14 protein-coding genes are annotated in these 20,299 nt (G+C 53.1%); 1 reads left to right on the top strand and 13 read right to left on the bottom strand.

The genetic code is table 11. The features are described 5' to 3' along the window. Nucleotides 1-39: 39 nt before the first annotated feature. The 10 genes from IE117_RS02030 to IE117_RS02075 form a co-directional block, all read right to left on the bottom strand. Nucleotides 40-1,722: an arylsulfatase gene (locus IE117_RS02030; protein WP_189562681.1), complete on the bottom strand. Its 1,683-nt coding sequence runs from the start codon at nt 1,720-1,722 to the stop codon at nt 40-42. 9 nt (nt 1,723-1,731) lie between these two features. Then, nucleotides 1,732-3,411, bottom strand: coding sequence for an FAD-dependent oxidoreductase (locus IE117_RS02035; RefSeq protein ID WP_189562682.1), 1,680 nt, complete (start codon nt 3,409-3,411; stop codon nt 1,732-1,734). Between the two features lie 13 nt (nt 3,412-3,424). Then, nucleotides 3,425-5,113: an FAD-dependent oxidoreductase gene (locus IE117_RS02040; RefSeq protein ID WP_189562683.1), complete on the bottom strand. Its 1,689-nt coding sequence runs from the start codon at nt 5,111-5,113 to the stop codon at nt 3,425-3,427. 15 nt (nt 5,114-5,128) lie between these two features. Next, on the bottom strand, nt 5,129-6,499 hold the full coding sequence (locus IE117_RS02045; RefSeq protein WP_189562684.1) for a sulfatase-like hydrolase/transferase: 1,371 nt from the start codon (nt 6,497-6,499) through the stop codon (nt 5,129-5,131). 53 nt (nt 6,500-6,552) lie between these two features. Beyond that, nucleotides 6,553-8,007 carry a RagB/SusD family nutrient uptake outer membrane protein gene (locus IE117_RS02050; RefSeq protein ID WP_189562685.1) on the bottom strand — a complete coding sequence of 485 codons (1,455 nt, stop codon included), beginning with the start codon at nt 8,005-8,007 and terminating at the stop codon, nt 6,553-6,555. Nucleotides 8,008-8,100: 93 nt separating this feature from the next. Beyond that, a complete protein-coding gene (locus IE117_RS02055; protein ID WP_189562686.1) occupies nt 8,101-11,412 on the bottom strand; it encodes a TonB-dependent receptor in 3,312 nt (1,103 codons plus the stop codon). 143 nt (nt 11,413-11,555) lie between these two features. Then, the gene (locus IE117_RS02060; protein WP_189562687.1) at nt 11,556-12,605 is read right to left on the bottom strand and encodes a FecR family protein; all 1,050 of its coding nucleotides are present in this window, start codon (nt 12,603-12,605) and stop codon (nt 11,556-11,558) included. A gap of 107 nt (nt 12,606-12,712) precedes the next feature. Then, nucleotides 12,713-13,315, bottom strand: a complete 603-nt coding sequence (locus tag IE117_RS02065) for an RNA polymerase sigma-70 factor (protein ID WP_229580185.1) — start codon at nt 13,313-13,315, stop codon at nt 12,713-12,715. 77 nt (nt 13,316-13,392) lie between these two features. Continuing rightward, a complete protein-coding gene (locus IE117_RS02070; RefSeq protein WP_189562688.1) occupies nt 13,393-14,736 on the bottom strand; it encodes a sulfatase-like hydrolase/transferase in 1,344 nt (447 codons plus the stop codon). Nucleotides 14,737-14,854: 118 nt separating this feature from the next. Next, nucleotides 14,855-16,171: a polysaccharide pyruvyl transferase family protein gene (locus tag IE117_RS02075; protein ID WP_189562689.1), complete on the bottom strand. Its 1,317-nt coding sequence runs from the start codon at nt 16,169-16,171 to the stop codon at nt 14,855-14,857. 344 nt (nt 16,172-16,515) lie between these two features. Here IE117_RS02075 and IE117_RS02080 point away from each other — a divergent pair, with 344 nt between their 5' ends. After that, on the top strand, nt 16,516-17,385 hold the full coding sequence (locus IE117_RS02080) for a 3-keto-disaccharide hydrolase (protein WP_189562690.1): 870 nt from the start codon (nt 16,516-16,518) through the stop codon (nt 17,383-17,385). Between the two features lie 18 nt (nt 17,386-17,403). On the opposite strand, the gene IE117_RS02085 is transcribed toward IE117_RS02080, so the two are convergent. The 3 genes from IE117_RS02085 to IE117_RS02095 all read right to left on the bottom strand — a co-directional run bounded on the left by IE117_RS02085 (nt 17,404) and on the right by IE117_RS02095 (nt 20,274). After that, nucleotides 17,404-18,063, bottom strand: coding sequence for a DUF3267 domain-containing protein (locus tag IE117_RS02085; RefSeq protein WP_189562691.1), 660 nt, complete (start codon nt 18,061-18,063; stop codon nt 17,404-17,406). A gap of 13 nt (nt 18,064-18,076) precedes the next feature. Continuing rightward, entirely contained in the window at nt 18,077-19,384 is a 1,308-nt protein-coding gene (gene murA / locus IE117_RS02090) for a UDP-N-acetylglucosamine 1-carboxyvinyltransferase (RefSeq protein ID WP_189562692.1), read from the bottom strand. Nucleotides 19,385-19,542: 158 nt separating this feature from the next. Next, nucleotides 19,543-20,274 (bottom strand): DUF4290 domain-containing protein, encoded by a 732-nt coding sequence (locus IE117_RS02095; protein WP_189562693.1) that lies wholly within the window; start codon nt 20,272-20,274, stop codon nt 19,543-19,545. Between the last annotated feature and the right edge of the window lie 25 nt (nt 20,275-20,299).

The raw sequence follows: 20,299 nt of genomic DNA on the forward strand, positions 1-20,299 counted from the left end.
GGATTTTTGCCTTAAGAAGCACATTTTACAACTTCTCTACTATCGCTTTCCCTTGCGCATCGCCACCAGATTTTTGTGCGAAATGCTCCCCGTGCGTTCGAACCAATTTGCAAATTCGGTTTCTAGTTCGGCCACGACTTGCGGGTATTTTTTTGCCAGATTATTTGTTTCCGTTCGGTCCTTGCTCATATCGTAAAGCTCCCAGGGTAGTTCGGTTTCCGTTTTGGCTTCGTAGCGCGATACGATCTTCCAGTCCCCCTTCCGGGCAGCGCGGTGGCCCAAGTGATTCCAGAACAGTACACGGTGTCCCTCCCGCTGCTTTCCCTCCAAAACGGGTACAAGACTCTTCCCTTCCAAAGGCAAAATCTGATTTCCCCGAAAAGTGGCGGGGTACTTCGCTCCGGCCAATTCGCAGACGGTTGGCATGAGGTCGATCACGTGGGCCACCTGCTTATCCATCGTTCCGGCTTTAATCATTTTAGGGTACCAGGCAATAAGCGGCGTGGCGTTGCCTCCTTCGTGTGTCCACTGCTTGAACCACTGGAAAGGGGTGTTGCTCACGTTCGCCCAACTTGCTTCGTAGCTGTCGAAAGAATCGGGGCGGCCCGTTGGGACACCTTCCTTGCCTTTGTGCACATTCTCGGCAGAGCCTCCATTGTCTGAAAGAAAAAAGATGATGGTATTTTCCAGTTCGCCCTTCTCTTCCAGGAAGGTTAGCAACCGCCCGATGTTCTGATCCATGCGGTCGATCATCGCGGCATAGGTGGCCATCATGCGGTCATAGTATTTCTTCTCGCTTTCGGTGAGGTGATTCCAATCCTTCGCCTGTTGGTTGCGTGGACTGAGCTTCCAGGTTTCGGGAACGATTCCCAACTCTACCAGGCGTCGGTACCGTTGCTGACGCACAGCGTCCCAGCCGGCCAGATACTTGCCTTCGTATTTGGCAATATCCTCCTCGAAGGCGTGTAAGGGCCAGTGCGGAGCCGTGTAAGGGAGGTAAAGGAAGAAGGGCTTCATGGCATCGGCTTTTCGCAAATCCTCGATGTTTTCCATTGCCCGGTCAGTGTAGGCGTCGGTGGCGTACCATTGCGAACCGTCGGCATTCTTGAAGAGCTTGTAATCCGTTTGTCCTGCTTCGATCCACTCACCCGGAACCTCTACCGACTGGTCGTCGATCACGTAGGGACGGTCTTTGGCAATTCCGAAGTAGTGGCCCGTGGTGGTGGTACTGGCGTATTGGCGGTGAAACCCCCGCTTCATCGGCCAGGCGTGCTCCTGTTGTCCAAGGTGCCATTTTCCCGAAATCATGCAGTGGTAGCCGTTCTCGCCCAGTACCTCGGCCATCGTGACCGTGTTTCGACTCAAAAATCCCCGGTAGCCCGGTACCCCGTCGTCGCCGTCCATTTCTCCTATATCTGCCTGTACCGGATACACGCCCGTCATGAGTGCAGCGCGGGTGGGACAACAGCGGGAGGCGTTGTAGAAATTCGTCAGCTTGATCCCCTCCGCCGCCAGTCGGTCGATGTTGGGAGTCGCGATTTCCGAGCCAAAGCAGCCGATGTCGGAGTATCCCATGTCGTCGGCCATAATCAGAACGATATTGGGGCGATCTGACGCTTGGGCTGGGGAAATACCGGAAATTGGTTGCTGGTAGGCCGCCAGCAGACCTAGCACCGTGAACGAAAAGCACAAGATTCTGACAAAAGCTTTCGTGTTTTTCAATAGATTGTTCTATTCAGGAGTGTTGGCCAAAATTTGATTTTTATCCAAAAGTACTTTCCGCAAATCCTGATAGGGCACGTCCTGCACGGCCAGGTTCTTGTCTATCGCCAGCGAGGCAGCGACGGCAGCGGATTGTCCAAGTACCATAAATACTGGCTCCATCCTGATCGACCCAAAGGCAATGTGGGTGGCACTCAGGCAGATGGGGACGAGAAGATTAACACACTCGCTTTGCTTGGGGACAATGGCCCGGTAGCCTATGGGATAAGGTGCGGCCACATGGGCCTCAACGTTGCCCTCGTTTTTGACGAAGCCCTCCTCGGTCACGTAGCGTTGGATATGATGCGAATCCATCCCGTAAGCCCCCATACCGACGGGATCTTCGACGGTCTTCAACCCCTCGCAATGGTACTGCGTCATCACCAGGTCGCCAACCATGCGACGGGCCTCCCGGACATACAGTTGCTGTTGCCAGCCGTCGGCCCGCTCGAACTCGTCTTTGCTGGTACCCCAGCGCGAGACTTCTTTTTTGATGAAATCGGGCATGCGCTCATGGTAAGCGAGCGTCCACATCAGGCCCTGCTGGAACTGGCGGTGCCGCTCGGCAATGCGTTCCCTTTCCTCATAGCTGGCTTCGGGATAAGCATAGTTTTGGCCGATGAAGTCGGTGGAAAACCCGGTTCGGTTGTTGGTGTCCGTTTTCCGGTTGGGCATCTGGGAATTGATCCAGGGGAATCCCTTCTCTCCGGCTTCGTAATTACGGATGAGCAATTCGTAGTCGCGCTCATTGTAATTGGCTGGCTTGGTGAACGGAATGCGGTTATCGGGATGGTCGGTAAGGCACATTCGGTAGCAGTAGGCCTGCACCTTGTTGTCGCCTGCGCCGTGCGGGCCGGGGGCCTCGGGATTGATGAACGGCAGCAGCCCGCTGGACTTGTCACCCTTGACCACGTAAGGATCCACGCCCTGGACAAAATTGTGATTCATTGCATTACGAGACAGTTGACCGGTCATGGTGGTATCGCGGTCTCGCTTATGGACACCGTTGAGCGTTTCGCCGTATTGACTGTTGCTTTCCCGGCCCACGGTATAACTGACGCCGGCCGCCGCCATCAGGTCACCCTCGTAGGTGGCGTCAATGAACATCTTGCCCTGGTAGGTTTTGCCCGAGAGCATGGTGATGGAAGAAATCCGGTTGCCACTCTTCCGCACACCTTTGGCCCGGTCGAGTTTTTGATTGTATTCAACCTGAATGCCCGCCTCTTTCAGCATATCGTGGTATACATTCAAAGCCGCCGATGGCTCGAAGGTCCACATGCTGTTTTCATTCTTTTGGGTACGGGTTTGTCCTCCGTCAAGGTACTCCTCCTTCTTCTGCCATTTCCAGTTTTCGGGCTGATCGTAGTAGGTCTTGATATTCTGGTAAAACTCCCGCGAAATCCCACCGATGACGCGCTTGTTGCCGATGTCGGTTTGGCCCAGACCGCCCGTGGTCAGTCCGCCTATGCGGGAGGTGGGTTCTATCAGCACCACCGACTTGCCCATCCGTTTCGCCTCGATAGCCGCGGCAATCCCCGCCGAAGTACCGCCATACACGACGAGGTCGGTTCCGTTTTGGGTTTGGAGAGGTTTGTTGCTGCTACACGAAAGGAGCAAGAGGCCCAGCAGTATACCAAAGAATTGTTTCATATTGAGACAGGGATTATTCTGCTTGGATTGACACTTCTAGTTTTTGTCCTTCTTTCACCAAAACCTCACGCAACTTCGCATAGGGCAGTTGCTGCGCCGTCACGTCGTTCTCGATCGACAGCACCGCCGCTGCTGCCGCCGACTGACCGAGAATCATGAATACAGGCTCCATGCGGATGGAGCCAAAGGCGATATGAGAGCTGGACATGGCCACAGGTACCAGAAGGTTCTTGCATTCGGCCGCCTTTGGCAAAATGGAGCCATAAGAAATGGAATAAGGCTGCTTGGGATGTACGCCGATGTCGCCCTCGTTTTGCACGAAACCGTCTTCTTTCACGTAACGCTGAGCGTTGTGCGAGTCCAGCGAATAGGAGCCCATGCCCACTGAGTTGGTCACGAGCTTAGTGCCGAGCGTGTGCTGCTCGGTCATTACCTCCTGACCGACCATGCGCCGGGCTTCGCGGACATAGATCTGGTGCGGCCAGTTGTTGTTGTCGGTGAATTCATCCTTGGATAAGCCCCATTCCTTGATTTTTTTTCCTAGATCGCCCGGCATTCTGGCATCGTTTTGCATGAAATACAGCAACCCCTGCTGGTACTTGCGGTGGTCCTCGATGATTTCCTTCCGCCGCTCGTAGCTAGCCTCAGGGTAGTCGTAGTTTTTGCCGATATAGTCGCTGCTGAACGGGCCATGGTTATTGGTGTCGGTCTTGCGGTTGGGGATGCGGTCGAATTTGACAAAAAGCTTGTCCCAACCGCTGTCGAAGACGCGTTGCAAAAGTTCGTAGCGGGCGGGGTCGTAGCCTTCGGGCTTGGGGAAAGGCAGGCGGTTTTCGGGCTTGTCGGTCATGCAAAGGCGGAAGCAGTAAGCCTGAATCTTGTTATCACCGGAGCCGTATTCGCCCGGTGGCTGATTGGAGACTTCGGGCAGAAGACCGCTGCTGGGATCGCCCGCCACTTTGTAAGGGCTGATGTCGCTTTCGAAATAGTGCTTGTGTTGAAAAACCTCCGTCTGTACGCCGTTCCATTGCTCGCCGTACACGCTGTTGGCCTCGCGTCCCACGTGGTAACTGACGCCTGCCGCCGCCATCAGGTCACCCTCATAGGTGGCGTCGATGAACATTTTTCCTTCGTAGACATTACCGCTGAGGGTTTTGAAGTACTTGATTTCTTCATTTTCCATTCCCACCCCAAAGGCCGAGCGGTCGAGCCACTCGTCACGATAAATGGTAATGTCGTTTTCCTTCACAAAATCTTCAAACACCTGCTCGGCGGCGTGGGGTTCAAAGATCCACATCGTGCGGTTTTCGCCGTCCATGGCGGCCGTACCCTGGCCCTTGTTGCCAAATTCTTCCCGTTGCTGCCATTTCCAGCTACTGTCCTGCTGGTAGTGCTGGTAGAGGCGGTGATAGAACTCGCGCGCCAGTCCACCGATGACGGACTTGTTGCCCGTATCGGTAAAGCCCAGCCCGCCTGCCGACAGCCCGCCCAGGTGCTTATCGGGTGAGACGACGATGACCGACTTACCCATTTTCTTCACCTGCACAGCGGCAGTTACGGCGGCGGCGGTACCGCCGTAAATGATGACGTCGGCAGAGCGGGTGTCGCCCGTTCCATTGTCATCAGTACCGGAATTAGGCGAACATGCCGCCAGAATCGTCAGAAGCAAAAAACTGAGCGTAAACTTTTTGAAAATACGCATATGAATTGGGAGGGTTTACTGGTTTGAATTTTGAATTTCTTTTTGGGCTGTTTTTCTTAACTGAGCAAGCACTTTTGCCGAACCACTATCGGCGGCGAGGTTTTTCAATTCCTTCGGATCGTTTCGTAAGTCGTAAAGCTCCTCGGAATATAGCTCGCGAGCCTTTTCCGGATGATAAGTCACGATATATTTCCACGTTTTGGTCCGGATGGCATAGTGCGGGTAAGTACCATGAACAGGTACCGGTGCTTCATAGAAGACGTGGTTCCGCTTGGGCTTACCCTGACTGGAAAGTTGTTTTTTTAAGCTTATGGACTGAGAATGAATTGTTTTCTGAATGCCGGCCAGGTCAAGGATGGTCGGATACAGGTCGACGTTCAGTACCATTTCGTCGGATTTTTGAACCGCAACCTTTGGCCCCAGCACAAAGAAAGGGACGCGCATGGACTCCTCGTAAGCGAGTACTTTGCTCGTCAGACCGTGCTCGGCCATGAACCACCCGTTGTCACCCAGCACGATCAGGTAGGTGTTATCCAGTAGTTTTTCATCAGTCAAATACTTCGAAAGCCGCCCCACAGCCTGATCCATCGCGTAGTTTGCGGCGGCATATTTGTAGACGTGGCTCCTGATTGAGTCGGGCCGGTCATAGCCGTATTCCAGAGCTCGCTGGTGTGGCCGTTCCGATTTGAGGTAGGCAGGCTTTCCCTCAAAATCGGTGTTCCAGTCGGCGGGGAGCGGCGCAGCCTGCTGGTCAAAGTGACTGCGCTCGGCGGCTTTGATCGGCCAGTCGTAGTTTTCGTCCATATGTGGTGCGAAAGTGTTGACAAACAAGAAAAAAGGCCTGTCGTCTCGTTTTTTCAAGTAGTCGACCGTCTGGTCGATCGTCTGGTCGTCCACAAAGCCGTCGGTACTTTTTTTCTTTCCATTTTCCAAAAAATCCACATCCCAATAGGTGGTGATTCCTTTGAAAATAAAGGAGTAGTCAAAACCAAGATTGTCGGGTTGATTGGGTAGGTGCCACTTGCCAAAGACAGCGGTAGCGTACCCGTTGTTTTTCATAATATTTCCCAATGCGTTTGGCTCATCCTTCAGCCTCGACCCCATGTCCATTACGCCATTACGGCTTCCGTACTGCCCGCTCAGGATTGCCGCGCGACTGGGGGTGCATATGGACAGCGTAACAAACGCATCGGGAAAGTAAGTACCCTGTGCGGCTAGTTTAGCTAGCTCAGGGGTGGTGAAGTAGGTGTTTTTGCCATAACTCAGGGCGTCCCAGCGCTGGTCGTCTACCAACAGGATAATGAAATTGGGCTTTTCAGCAGATTTTGACTTTTCAGGAAAAGCCAGCCAGCTGAGCAGGAAATGCATGAGGAACAAGTAAATCATAGCATAATAAAGAAGAGAGCAGCCCGGCAGAAGCTACTCTCTTGATAAAAAACTTAATAACCGGGATTCTGATCGGCTTGGGTCAGAGCGGAATTGTTGTTGATCTCATCCACCGGAATCGGGAACAGCAGACTCACATCGCTCCAGGCCTTACCCGTGGCTTTGATTTTCTCGGCAGCGGTACCCGCGCGCAGCAGGTCATTCCAGCGCTTCATTTCTAACGGGAACTCGTAGCCCCGCTCCTGAATCACGGCGTCGCGGAAGGCTTTCTGGGCAAGTCCTGCCTTAATATCGACACTGGAGGGGGTATTCAGCGGCAACCCGTAAGCGCGGCGGCGCACGATGTTCAGGCGCTCTGTTGCCAACACCGAGGGCGCACCCTCGGCCTGGCTGGCGGCCTCGGCGTATACCAGGTAAGCCTCAACCAGCCGGAAGATAGGGACGTTGTTCTGGGCGCAGCTGTTGCAACTGGCAGCAGGGTCCTGGTACTTTTTGAACAGCGGGCTGGGCTGAGGCAAATAGACGGTATCGCCTGGTGCCCTTGCGATATAAGTATACAAATTGTACTGTTGGCGCAGGTCTTTCTTGTCCCATGTGCCCAGATACGAACTCATGACAGGAAGCCAGGCAAAAAAACCACCCGAGGCCAACGATACCCCGCCGACCACCCGATGCAGGTAGGTAGGGATCTGGTTGCCATTCGTAGGGGTATGGTGTTCCGACCATATATCCTCGTCGTAAGTGACCACGCCGGGGCCGTACATTTTGTTCAGGAAGTCGTTGGGCTGCTTGATTTCAAGTAGTTTGAAGGGGCCGTTTTTGATAACGTCGTCGGCCAGGTCGCGCGCCTTGGCCCATTCTCCGGTGTTCAGGTAAGCATCGGCCAGCAACATCTTAGCCGCCCAGGAAGTGGCCCGGCCGCTCAAACCAACCGGGAAGGAGGGAGCCATATCGGGAATGGCGGCGGTGAGATCGGCCTTGATGAAGTCCCACACTTCCTGTGCTGGTTTCCGAGGGGCAGGTACCTGCGCCAGGTCGGTTAGTTCCTCTTTCCGAATCGGGACGCCATCCCAGTACTTGACCAGATTGCTGTAGAAGAACGCCCGCAGGGTTTTGGCCTCGGCCAGAATCTGTTTTTTTAGCTTTTCATCCATCGGAATGCCGGGGACGTTGTCCAGTACGGAATTGGCCCGGTTGATCCCCTGGTATAAGTTATCCCAGGAGGTGAACACCCTCGCCTGGTTGGTGTTATCCAAGGGCTTGTCGTAGACGCTGATGGTCTGTTGGCTGCCGCGCCCGTCGGCGTAGTCGGAGCGGCACTCGAGAAGTGCCATGAACGCGATACCTCTGTCTACCGAGCTGTACGCAGCCGTCAGAGCCGCGTTGGCATCGTCGGCGTTTTTATAGAAATTGGTTTTGGCAATAAAACTCTTGGGCGATTCCACGAGCGCGTCTTCACATTGGAAGAAAACGCAGCTCAGCAGTACGATGATTGCTATTTGTTTCATATACTTTTGGCAATTAAGTAGTAAGTGTTAGTTTCTTGGGTCGACCCGCCGCAGCGGTTAAAGACCTGCTGCACTGAATCCAGTGTTCAAATCCTAAAAGCCTGCTTTCAGGCCGAACGTGAGGGTGCGGGCCGCCGGGTATCCGGTTTCATCGATGCCGATGCGCAGGTCGCCGGTGCTCGACCGGGTGTTCACTTCGGGGTCGAGGCCGGGGTACTTGGTGATCGTCAGGAGGTTCTGTGCGCTGGCGTAAAGCTGGATGCTCTGAATCCACTTGACGCCCAGGCTTGTTATCGGCAGGTTGTAGGCCAGCCGCACATTTTTGATGCGCAAATAAGATGCATTCTTTATGAATCGATCCGAGACCCGAAAGGCAGAAGTCGTGCTTAATTTAGGATAGAGCGCATTCGGGTCCGGACTATCTGGTCGCCAGCGGTTGTTGTACACATCCACCAATTGATTTTCTCCTGAATTGAAGGAGTTGCTAATCGAACCGCCCGTGCCAAAGAACAAGTCGTTGCCCTGAACACCTTCCAGGAATACGTTCAGCTCGAAATTTTTGAAATTCAGATTGTTGTTAAGGCTAAAAATAAAATCGGGGTACGGATTGCCGATAATGGTCTGGTCACTGTTGGTGATGGCACCATCGTTGTTGAGGTCGAGGTACTTGATTTGTCCCTTCTCATCCAGCCCGTCTTCTTTAAAACCGTAGAAGAGACCAAGCGGCTGGCCTTCGCGGGCAATATTGATGGCCGAGCCAAACGGTAGGTTGATCCCACCGCCGAAAATATCACTACCACCGATGTCGATGACTTTATTTTTATTGGTGGACATTTGGGCAAAAACGTCCCATTTGAAGGCTCTGTCCACAATATCGGCTCCGATGCCCAGCTCGACACCCGCATTTTGAATTTCGCCTAAGTTGGTCGTAATCGAGCCGAAACCCGTCGAGCCGGGAAGCGTCACTCTGGCCAGCAGATCAGTGGTTGATTTGCGATAATAGTCAAACGTAATGCGCAGCCTTTCGTTGAATAGGCCCGCGTCCAGTCCGACATCGAATTGTGCGGTAGTTTCCCACTTTAAATTATCATTGGGCAGGGCTATCGGAGTGTAGCCAATGAGGTCAGTCTTGCCGAATGTCGCCCGTTGTACGCCCAGACGATTGAGCGATTGGAAGGGCGAGAGGGTAGTGCTGCCCGTGGTGCCGTAGCTCAGACGCAATTTCAGAGTCGAGATGGCCTTTATACTTTTGATGAAAGCTTCCTCTGAAAGCTTGTAGGCGATAGCCCCTGACGGGAAAAAGCCCCACTTGTTGTTGGCCCCAAAACGCGAGGAGCCGTCGGCCCGGGCACTAACCGTGAACAGAAACTTGTCGGCCAGCGAGTAGTTGACCCGACCTAGCCAGGAGAGTAGCGCCCACTCGCTGTAGTTCGAACTGTTAGGATTCGTGACTTCGGCAGCTCCCAGATTGTTGTTCTGCAAAATATCGTTCAGGAAGCCGCTGCCTCCCTGGCTGTTGTCATAGCTGTTTTGATTTTGCCAGGTAAATCCGGCCACTGCGTTCAGCGTCGATTGATTGAACGCTCGGGTGTAGGACAAAATATTTTCGTTCAGAAAAGAAACGTCCCGGCCGAAAGACGAGCTGGCGTTGCCGTTGGCCGAAGACAATTTCAGGGTCGTGGGTGAGTAGAAGTTTCTTTCGTCAAAAGCCTGCTCGGTACCAAACAAAGTCTTGAAAGTCAATCCTTCCAGAATTGTTAAAGTGGCAGAAAAATCAGCCAGCAGGCTGGTTCGTTTGCTTTGGTCTAGGATCTCGGCATAAAGCAATGGGTGCTGAAGCACATTGGGGCTGAATGAGTAAGGGGCCACGTTAGGATAATTGCCGTTGGAGTCACGCACCGGCACTGTGGGGGGCGACACGATCGCGGATGACAGGATGTTGTTCCCTCGGCTACCGTTGTTTGCCCGGCTGTTGTTGAGCGTAAATCTCGAACCCACAAAATGCGTCGAGAAGGAGAAGCGGTCGCTCACGTTCTGATTCAAACCGAAACGGAACGAGCCCCGGTCGGTGCCTGAATTGAGGATAATGCCCTCCTGCTTGAAGAAATTACCCGATACTGAATAACGGGTTTTTTCATTGCCGCCCGAGAAGGTCAGTACGTGGTTCTGGATGGGCGCCGTCTGGAATATTTCGTCCTGCCAGTCGGTGTTGGCAAAATCTGAACCTGTGAACTGCGCGGGTTTACCGTCGTTGGTCAACTGCTCGTTGGCGACTTCGGCATACTGTTGGGGATTAAGTAAATCGAAACGTTTGGCGGCATTTTGAAAGCCGTAATAGCTGTCCAGACTCACGCGGCTGCGGCCCTCTTTTCCCTGGCGGGTGGTGATAATGACGACGCCATTGGCGCCCCGTGCTCCGTAAATGGCGGTGGCGGAAGCATCTTTCAGAATATCCATCGTGGCGATGTCCGAGGGATTGAGGAAACTGATTCCGCCCGTAAGGGGGAAGCCATCGACGACATAAAGTGGATTGTTGTTGCCCAGGAAGGAGTTACCGCCCCGAACCTGCACCTGCACCGAAGCTCCTGGCTGACCAGAACTCTGAATGACCCGAACACCCGGTGCGCGGCCCCGAAGTGCCTGCTGCACATCACTTACCGGAAAGGCGTCAATGTCCTTGGTATCGATTTGGGAAACTGCCCCGGTCAGGTCTTTGCGCTTGACGCTACCGTAACCTATGACCACGACCTCGTTGAGCGCTTTGCTCTCGGGTACCAGTGAAATGGACAGGCTCGATTGAGTCCCGACAGTTACTTCCTGGCTGGAATAACCTACAAAACTAAAAACGAGAACGGAAGACTCGTCTGGTACTTCCAACGCAAATTTACCGTCGGTGTCGGTCGTAGTGCCGCGCTGAGTACCTTTCAGAACTACGCTGACGCCCGGCAACGTTCCGCCGTTTTCGTCCCGGACGGTTCCCGTCACTCTCCGCTCTGCCGCTTCCTCAACGTGCAGGGTAGGCCACAACGATGAAGGTTCGGCTCCCAAACGCGTCAGCATGATTTGCCCGCCAATAACCCGGTATGAAATATCCAGCGGCTGTAGTATTTGGGCAAGTACCTCCGAAAGTTTGCGTTGTTCGGCCTTGACACTCACCCGGCGGTCGGGCTGAATGACCGTGGAGCTATACACGAATTTGACACTCACTTCATTTTCTATTCTTGAAAGGACTTTTCGCAATTCGACATTATTCGCCTTTACCGACACCGCCCGATCGAGCAAGCCCTGAGTGTGGGCTTCATGGGCGTAACATAGCGTGAGGGTCAGGCCGGTAAGGATAGTTTGCAGCAGGGTAATCCGCATGATTCGTTGCAGCAGCTTTCGTGCTCGTAATTGTTTTTTCATTACATTTGGTTGTTTTTGTTAGGTTTTAAAAAATTTGACAAAACTCCCTTTTCCCATCCGAAAGGATGGAACCCGACCAGGTTTTAGAAAGGGTACCACTTCGGAGTCGGAAGTGCTCGCAACACTTTCGGCTCTTTTTTTGGCTAGCGACAGCCGCTACCCATAATAAGAATCTTCGTCCCTCGCACCTCGTAGGTGGCGTTCAGGGCCGCACACAGTAAATCAAGCTTTGTAAAGAGCGGTTGCTGGGTGATGTCGGCCGTGAAAAGACACTTGCTCAGTTCCTCGTTTTCCAGAATGATTTCGATACCGTAGGCTCTCTCGAGTCTACTTACCACGGCGGCCATTGTGGCGTCTTCAAATGCGAAGGTTACAAACTCTGGATTCCGGGCAGAAGGATCTCCGTCCGGGGCTACAACCATCGGCTGCTCCACCAGACTCGTTTCGAACGAGTGGCTGGCCGGCTTATAGACTACCCTTTGGTTAGGCGTCAGGATTACTCCGTTTTTTATTTTATCCTTCGATTGCTCATCCGATGCACTCCGCTGGAAAACAGATACCTTGCCAGTCAATACCGATACTTGTACCAAACGGTTGTCTTCACCCGCCTCAACCCGGAAGCTGGTACCCAGTACTTTGGTGGTCAGCTCTCCGGCATTGACGAAAAAGGGCTGGTTCGGATTGCGCGTCACATTGAAAAGTGCCTCGCCAATCAGCGTCACTTCACGCCGGTCGCTTTCAAAAGCAGCCGGGTACTCCACACGGCTGCGTGGCGAGAGCGTTACCGTCGAGCCATCGCTCAATGTAATCGCCATAGCCTCGGCGGTATCGTTGAAGCGCGAGATGAGGTCTGTCGAGGTTGACCGGGTGGCGTTGCTGGCTGTCAGGAAGTCTGATTTTGTGCTTAAATAATCGTAAGCAAACCAAGCCATTCCAATCAGCAGGATTGACGCCGCCGACCACCACCAGCGGGAATGCGCGGACAAGGGAACAACCGGCTGCTCGGTTTCACTTTTCTGCTGTTGGATGGCCCGCCACATTTTTTCTTCCAGCTGTTGATTCTCCGAAGCTGTACGGACAGGTGGCTCGCCGTCGAGCAACGAAAACCATTGCTCCACGATACGCCGCTCCTGCGGAGTGGATTCGTTGGCCTGATAGCGTTTCAATAGCGTACGGAAGTGCTGTTTGCTCATAGGGGCGTTCCTTTGTTGATACGACGGAAAAAATGGGGAAGTCCGCAACGAATAAAACGAATTCGTTGAAAAATTATAGTAACAGGAAAAATAGGGCGGTTATTTCTTTAAATAGTACCAGATGAAAAGTACCCGAGAAGCAAGGAAAGAAAGTTGGCAAGAAGCGCTTTGAGTGTATGCGTAGCCTGTGTGTAGTGGTATTCGACCGTGCGCTCAGGAATGGCTAGGTATTCGGAAATTTCGCGTGTGGTCTTGTCTTCGAACTTTTTCATTCGAAAAATCTTCTGGGTTTTTTCGGGCAGCTGCGCTATCGCGCCCTGAATGGCAGCTTCCAGCTCGTCCAGAAACATGGGGTAGTCTACTGATGCCAATTCGGTGACGGTGTCCAGCCGGTCGTGGGTCGTCCTGCGATAGTAGTCGATCACCCGGTTTTTAACCGAAACGAACAGGTAGCTGCGCAAACTACCTATTTGCAGGGTACGCCGTTTTTCCCAAAAGCTGACAAACAGCTCCTGAACGATCTCTTCCGCTACGTCGGTATCGTGGGTTTTGATATAGGCAAAGTCGTAGAGTTCCTGCCAATATTTGCGAAAAATAAGGTCAAAGGCCTGTCTGTCTTCCTGATGAAGGAGCGACAGCAATTCTCTGTCATTATCAGTATGGGTTTCTGTGGTAGCGATCGGGTAACGCACATTTAGGGTTAATACCAAAAGTATCTGCCTAATTTACTACTTAATCTTGTTTTGGTGTAAAGAAGTGCAGGTTTTTGCAAGGAGATGATCGAAAATCAATCCTTACTTCCATCACCGGGCCGGATGGGCTGGAATCGTTTGGGCGGCAGGCTCGATTTCCAGCCTTGGTACTTGGCTAGCAATTGCTTCCCCATTTTGTTGTTGCTCTGAAACAGGTCATTCGACTCCCCGATATCCCGGCGCAGATTGTACAGTTGCGGGCCTTTCCCATTTTCAAAAACCAGCTTCCAGTCTCCTTGCCGGATGGCACCTTCGTCATTGCTGATCAGCCAATACAGCGTTCGATCGTCCCGGCCATTCTTGCCACTAGCGACTTCGACGAGATTTTTGCCTTTCAACTGTGGCTGTTTGGATAGCTTGTCCCCGGCGGCAGCCAGAGCAGTCGGGACTATGTCCAGCGAACTGACGATCCTGCTACTTACGGTGCCCGGTTCGACTTTTCCCGGCCACCGCATAGCCATTGGCACCCGAATTCCTCCTTCCAGGGGATCGCTCTTTTGTCCACGCAACGGGAAGTTGTCGGCATGGATCGTGTTCTTCTGACCACCGTTGTCATTCAGGAAGATAATGAGGGTATTGTCAAGCAGATTCAGCTTCTCGAGTTGAGCAAAAATCCGGCCCACGTTCTGATCGAGCGAATGGGTCATGGCGGCATTGTTCAGCTTGACTTTGTCTTTGAATTGATCCCGGAATTTCTCCAAATCCTCCGCTTTGGATTGTAGCGGAGTATGTACTGCGTTGAACGACACATAGAGGAAAAAAGGATGGTCCTGCTCCCGCTCGATGAACTCCAAGGCATGATCGCCGATGGCGTCGGTCATGTAAGGAATGCGGGCCGGGTCGACGGGCTGGCCGTCTTCCTCCACTTCGACGGCTTTGCCGGGGAGGTAGTTACTGCTACCCCACAGGAATCCCCAGAAATAATCGAAGCCCCGGCTGTTGGGGTGGTAGGGTTTGGAAAAGCCCTCATGCCACTTGCCAATGATTCCCGTGCGATAGCCATGGGGGTGAAGGTAGTCCCCAATCAGTTTTATGTTTTGGGGAATTCCGTAATCCGCCTGGGGAATGGTGTACTTCACCCCTTTGATATAATTATCGACATTACCGAATTCGGCCTGATTGATACCCGTGAGCAGGCCCGCCCGCGACGGCGCACAGACAGCGGCACTCACATACGCATCCGTGAATTTTACACCTTCGTTGGCGATGCGATCGATGTTGGGTGTGGCGATGAAGCGGTTGCTCTGAAAACCAAAATCGGCATAGCCCGCGTCGTCGCTCAGGATGAGAACAATGTTAGACTTGGTAGGTATGGTACTTCCGAAAGTTAGCCAAGCACCTGCCGCGATAATCGCGAAAAGCAGTATTTTTTTCTTCATGAACGCCTCGAACGGGGGATTTGGGTATTCAGGAAGAAGGCGTGTCAAGGCGGATTTTACTGATTGTATCGCGCGGAGAAGGAAGACGCCCTTCCTTCCAGAAGAGCTTGATTCGAGGTTATTTGCTCTGGATATCCAAAGTCTTCCCCAACATCTTCATCGTTTCCTTCTGCCGCTGCTCCACAAATTTTCTCCCCTTTGCCGCCTTTTTGCGGGCGGCTTCCGGGTTTTGAGCCATCGCAAGCACCGCCGGGACATAGCGGGCGATGTCGGCTTCGTTATCAAAATCGAAGAGCCACTCGTTGAGCCCGATGTCGCGCCACATGAACCCTTTGCTGGTCTGCTCGGCAAAACGGCCTACAATGGCCGGGATGCCATTGCCGAGCGCCATAATGGGCGAGTGCATTTCAAGACCAAAAATTCCGGCCGAGCGGACATAGGTGCTCACGGCTTCATCAGTCAGCCAGTAGCGGTCGCGCCACACGACTTTTTCTTTTACGTCTTCGGGTAGTTTGTCCAGAATAATCTGCTTGCCGAGTTTTACCTGCGTCTCATCCTCGGGGCAAAGCAGTATTTTCATCGGTGTCTGCCGTACCACGGCGATGATTGCCTCCCGTAGCGGTGCGTTATCGTGCTCGCGCATGAGCTCGTTGCGGGCGTTTTTCTTCTCATCTATGCTCCGGTTCTTACTCGGGATTTCCCACCAGGGTGTCAGCCGGTTGCGGGGCAGCACGCACATGAATTTGCCTTCTTCTAATCCATGCTCGTTTATGAAGGCCGTGGCTGCTGCATCGTTTTTCAAATCCACGGCAAATGCACCGTCGGGGCAGAACTCCATAGCAGCATTGTGAACGCCCAGTTTTTTTGCCAGATCAAGCGAAACCGAATCGCGGAAAAAGGCAAAAGCGGCGGCATTCAGCAACTCGATGTCGAGCGGATTCGCCTCGACGACTTCCTTCGGGTCTTCGCTGTACACCCCCGGAAAGGTGATGCCATACACGCCGTAAGGCTTGCCCGTTTCCTCCTTCCAACGCTTCACGTCGCTGCGGGCTACCAGAGAAGGACCGGAGCCATGTAACAGGAAATCGCACTCCTGCATGGCGCGGGCTACGGCTTCATTGTCGGAATTGGTAAATATCTCCAGTTTCGGAAAACGATTGGCCAGCATCTCCCGCACGCCATTGCCAACGTCGCCAGCCCATAGCCGCACGTCGACTTCGGGCAGGTGTTTTTCCAGCAAATGCAACACACCCGGCGTATGGCCAATGTCGCCGATGTTGACCGTTTGCCAGGACGAGCGGAGGACGAGCTGTTTTCGAGCTTTTGGAATACTACCCGCAGTACCTGAAGCGAACGCATCCAGGCTTAGCAGTGAAGCCGCCAGCAGAGGGGCCGAAGTCAGAAAGCCGCGGCGGTTGGAGTTTGCTAGATTCATTTTGAAATTTGATTCGTTCATTAGTGTAATCCGGTAACCTCATATTCAATCCTCATCAAGTTTTTCACCGCCTATGCATTGACTTCCGAATCTTCACCAATCCAAACGTTCGCAGAAATTTCCAAAAACACTTTGTTTCCATCGACTCCCCTCGTTTCTGAACGGGTAACAGATTCCGGGCATCGACGACGTCCCTGTTTTATTAGATGAGGTGGCAGGAGGTGAAGAAAAATAAAGACGAAGCTAAAATCTGCATAAGTAGAAACGCAATCGGACAGGTTTTGAATGAACAGGATTTCATCCAATAAGTGCATTATTCAAGTCCAATACTCTTCTAGATACCTATGAAAATTATTATTCCCCTTTTTCTCCTGCTTTCCCTTAGTGCATGCATGGCTCCGGCCCAGAAAAGTACCGATAAGGACGAGATGGAGTGGCGGCAACTCTTCAATGGAAAAGACCTCGCCGGCTGGGACCTCAAAATCCGGGGATACGATCTGAACGATAATTTTGGCAACACCTTCCGGATTGAAGATGCCAAAATCGTGACGCGTTACGATGCCTACGATAATTTCAAACAGCGTTACGGCCATCTGTTTTACAAAGAAAATTTCTCTTACTACCGCATCGGGGTGGAGTACCGCTTCGTGGGCGAGCAGCCACCCGGCGGCGAGGGTTGGGCCAAGCGCAACAGCGGCATTATGGTACACGGCCAGACCGCCGCGTCGATGGGAAAAGATCAGGATTTTCCGATTTCCATAGAAGTGCAGCTGCTGGGTGGGCTGGACAAGGGCGAGCGATCTACCTGCAACCTGTGTACTCCCGGCACCAACGTTGTCTATAATGGCAAACTGGATACGCGACACTGCATCAATTCCACCTCCAAGACCTACAACGGCGACCAGTGGGTGCGGGCCGAAGTGCTGGTACTGGGCGATTCGCTCATCCAGCATTTTGTCAATGACGAAATGGTACTTGAATACACCAAGCCGCAGGTCGGCGGCGGCAATGTAGGTAGTTTCAACCCGGCACAAAAGCCCGACGGGAAGCTACTCACCGAGGGGTCCATTTCATTGCAAAGCGAAAGTCACCCGGTGGAATTCCGCAAGGTGGAGCTCCTGAATCTGAAGGGCTGCATGGACCCAAAGGCCAGCAACTTCAAATCGTATTACGTAAAGGCCGATAATTCCTTGTGTACTTACGGAAAGAAGTGATTTGTATTTGCAACGGACCTATTTTTTTACGAAAAAGTAGGTCCGTTTTTCTTCCAGATCGTCGTAGGTGACCATATTTCGATGGCGATTGGTCCAGGCGTGCTTTACGAGGATAAAATCGCCGATGCAGCCCAACGTATGGAAAATCAGCAGTAGCAACCAGAGATACTGCAGCTGCGGAACAAAAGCCAGCAGGCCGGCCAGCAGAGAAGTGATGATGAGAAATGGCATGGCCGCCACGATCGCGTTTTCGCGGAGTTCCATCACGAATTGCTGTGCGTAGGCATACACCATCAGTCCTTTCACAGAGTACCCAAATCCAATTTTGGACGCGCCCAGTAACTTGAAAAACGCGGCATGAATCAGTTCGTGCAGGGGGAGTAGCAGAACGAAGAACGCAAGCACCCCCAGCCCGAGTTGCCAGCCCGGGGCCATCAATTGGTTATTTACGGAGTTCCTGACGGCCGATCCGATCAGCCAGCCAATGGCGCCGCCGAAACAGCCCAGACCAATCATCAGAAACCAGAAGCCCGCTGTTTTCTGGTTGGGTTTACCGCCGCTCGTGGCTTGCAATCCCGCTTCGCGCGCCAGAAATACCGTCATTTCGTCGATAGTGAACGACTCGACGAGTTGATATTCATCGGAGCGGTGCAGGGTATCGACCGTAGGGCGTGTCATGAAAAAAACTTTTTTACAACCGAATAATCTCCGCCCCAATGGCATTCAGCCGCGTGTCAATGTGCTGATAGCCACGGTCGATCTGCTCGATGTTGTCAATAATGCTCACGCCACGTCCCGAAAGAGCAGCGATGAGCAGCGCGACTCCGGCCCGGATGTCGGGGGAGGTCATGCGGATGCCGCGTAGCTGGGTTTCGCGGTTGAGACCGATCACCGTAGCGCGGTGCGGATCGCAGAGGATGATTTGGGCGCCCATTTCGATGAGTTTGTCCACAAAAAACAGGCGACTCTCGAACATTTTCTGGTGGATAAGTACCGTTCCCTGCGCCTGCGTGGCCGTCACCAGCACGATACTGAGCAGGTCGGGCGTAAAGCCGGGCCAGGGAGCGTCGGCTACGGTGAGCGTCGAGCCGTCGAGGTAGCTGTCGATGCGGTAATGTTCCTGTGCGGGCACATAGATATCGTCGCCCCGGATTTCGAGATTGATGCCCAGCCGCCTGAATACATCGGGAATGACCCCCAGCATGGGTACCTGGCAGTTTTTAATCGTGATCTCGGACTGCGTCATGGCCGCCAAACCGATGAAACTACCGATTTCGATCATGTCAGGCAGCATGGTATGCTCAGTACCGTGCAGTTCCTCCACGCCCTCGATGGTGAGCAGGTTGGAGCCCACACCCGAGATTTTGGCCCCCATGCGGTTGAGCATTTTGCAGAGTTGCTGCAAGTAGGGTTCGCAGGCCGCATTGTAAATCGTGGTGGTGCCCTCGGCCATCACAGCAGCCATGAGCAGATTGGCCGTACCCGTGACAGAGGCCTCGTCCAGCAGCATGTAAGTACCTTTCAGATTTTTGGCGTCTACACGGTAGAACCCCCCATCTTCCTGGGTGTAGCTAAACTCCGCTCCCAATTTCTCGAAACCCAGAAAATGGGTATCCAGACGGCGCCGACCGATCTTGTCGCCACCGGGGCGCGGAATGCGACCCTTGCGGAACCGCGCCAGCATGGGTCCGAGCAGCATCACCGATCCGCGCAAGGCGGCGGCTTTCTGCTTGAAGGACTCCGACTCCATGTAATCGGTGTTGACATCGCCTGCCTCGAAGCGAATCGACGAATCGCTGATCATCGTCCGGCGAACTCCCAAATCACCCAGCAAGTCAATCAACTGGTTGACGTCGCGGATCGACGGAATGTTATGAATCGTGACAGGTTCGGCAGTGAGCAGTACGGCGCACAAGATTTGTAACGCTTCATTTTTGGCACCCTGCGGTTGAAGTTCGCCTTTCAGGCGGCGACCTCCTGTTATTTTGAATGAGGACATCTTGTTTAATGGAGAAGGAGAATGGAGAATGGAGAATGGAGAACGGCTCCGCCAGAAGACCGAAGCTTTCCCCTTTCAACCCATTACCCCAATAGTGGAATGATTGAAAATCTCTGAATACCAGATCACGCAAAGAGCATTTAACAATGAATCAAGAACTATTTCCGGCGATTGCGATTATTCCGGTTATTGTTCTTATTCCGGCGGTTGTTTTTTCCGCTGCCACTGCTGGTTATAGCGTGGCTGGTATTCTTAGCGCGGTCATTGTTGAAGTTGCCGTTGTTGACGGCCGGACCGGTGCTGACCTGCGCTTTATAGCCCGTCAGCGTGTTGCCACGGCTCTTTTCGGCGTTGCTGTTGCGGTCCTTGGGCGAGGCTTCGACCGGGCCATTTTCGCGGATGTAGTCTACTTCCGGCTTCAATTTGTTCTCAGAAATTTCAAGCAGATGTTCAAGTAGTACCACATCCTCGGGATTGTCGCGATTCCAGGCATTGTAGAACGAGCGCATCAGGCGGTAGAGATAAGACACAAACGCCAGGCGGTCGTCGGCGTCTTCGGTTTCGATCGCCTTCTCCACCAGCAGTTCGATATTCTTGCCGTAGTGGTGGTAATTGAGCTTGTGCTGGTTATAACTGACTGGCTGGGGTTTTTTGCCCAGCGCCTCCTTTGAGGGCGGTGGGAAAGGCCCGTCCACTTCAAGCTCGAAACCCGAGATAATGAAGAGGTCATCCCAGAGCTTGTTGTAGTAATCCTGATTGTCGCGCATGCCGGGGTGAATCTGACGCATCAGCTCCACCAGAATGTGCGCGTAAAGCGTGCGCTTGGCGGGATCTTCCATCTGCACGATGTGTTCCGCCAACTTTTCGACGTTACTGCCGTATTCTTTCAAAAGATTTTGGGATTAATTGGTTGAC

Source organism: Persicitalea jodogahamensis (assembly GCF_014651615.1).
Classification (GTDB): Bacteria; Bacteroidota; Bacteroidia; order Cytophagales; family Spirosomataceae; genus Persicitalea; species Persicitalea jodogahamensis.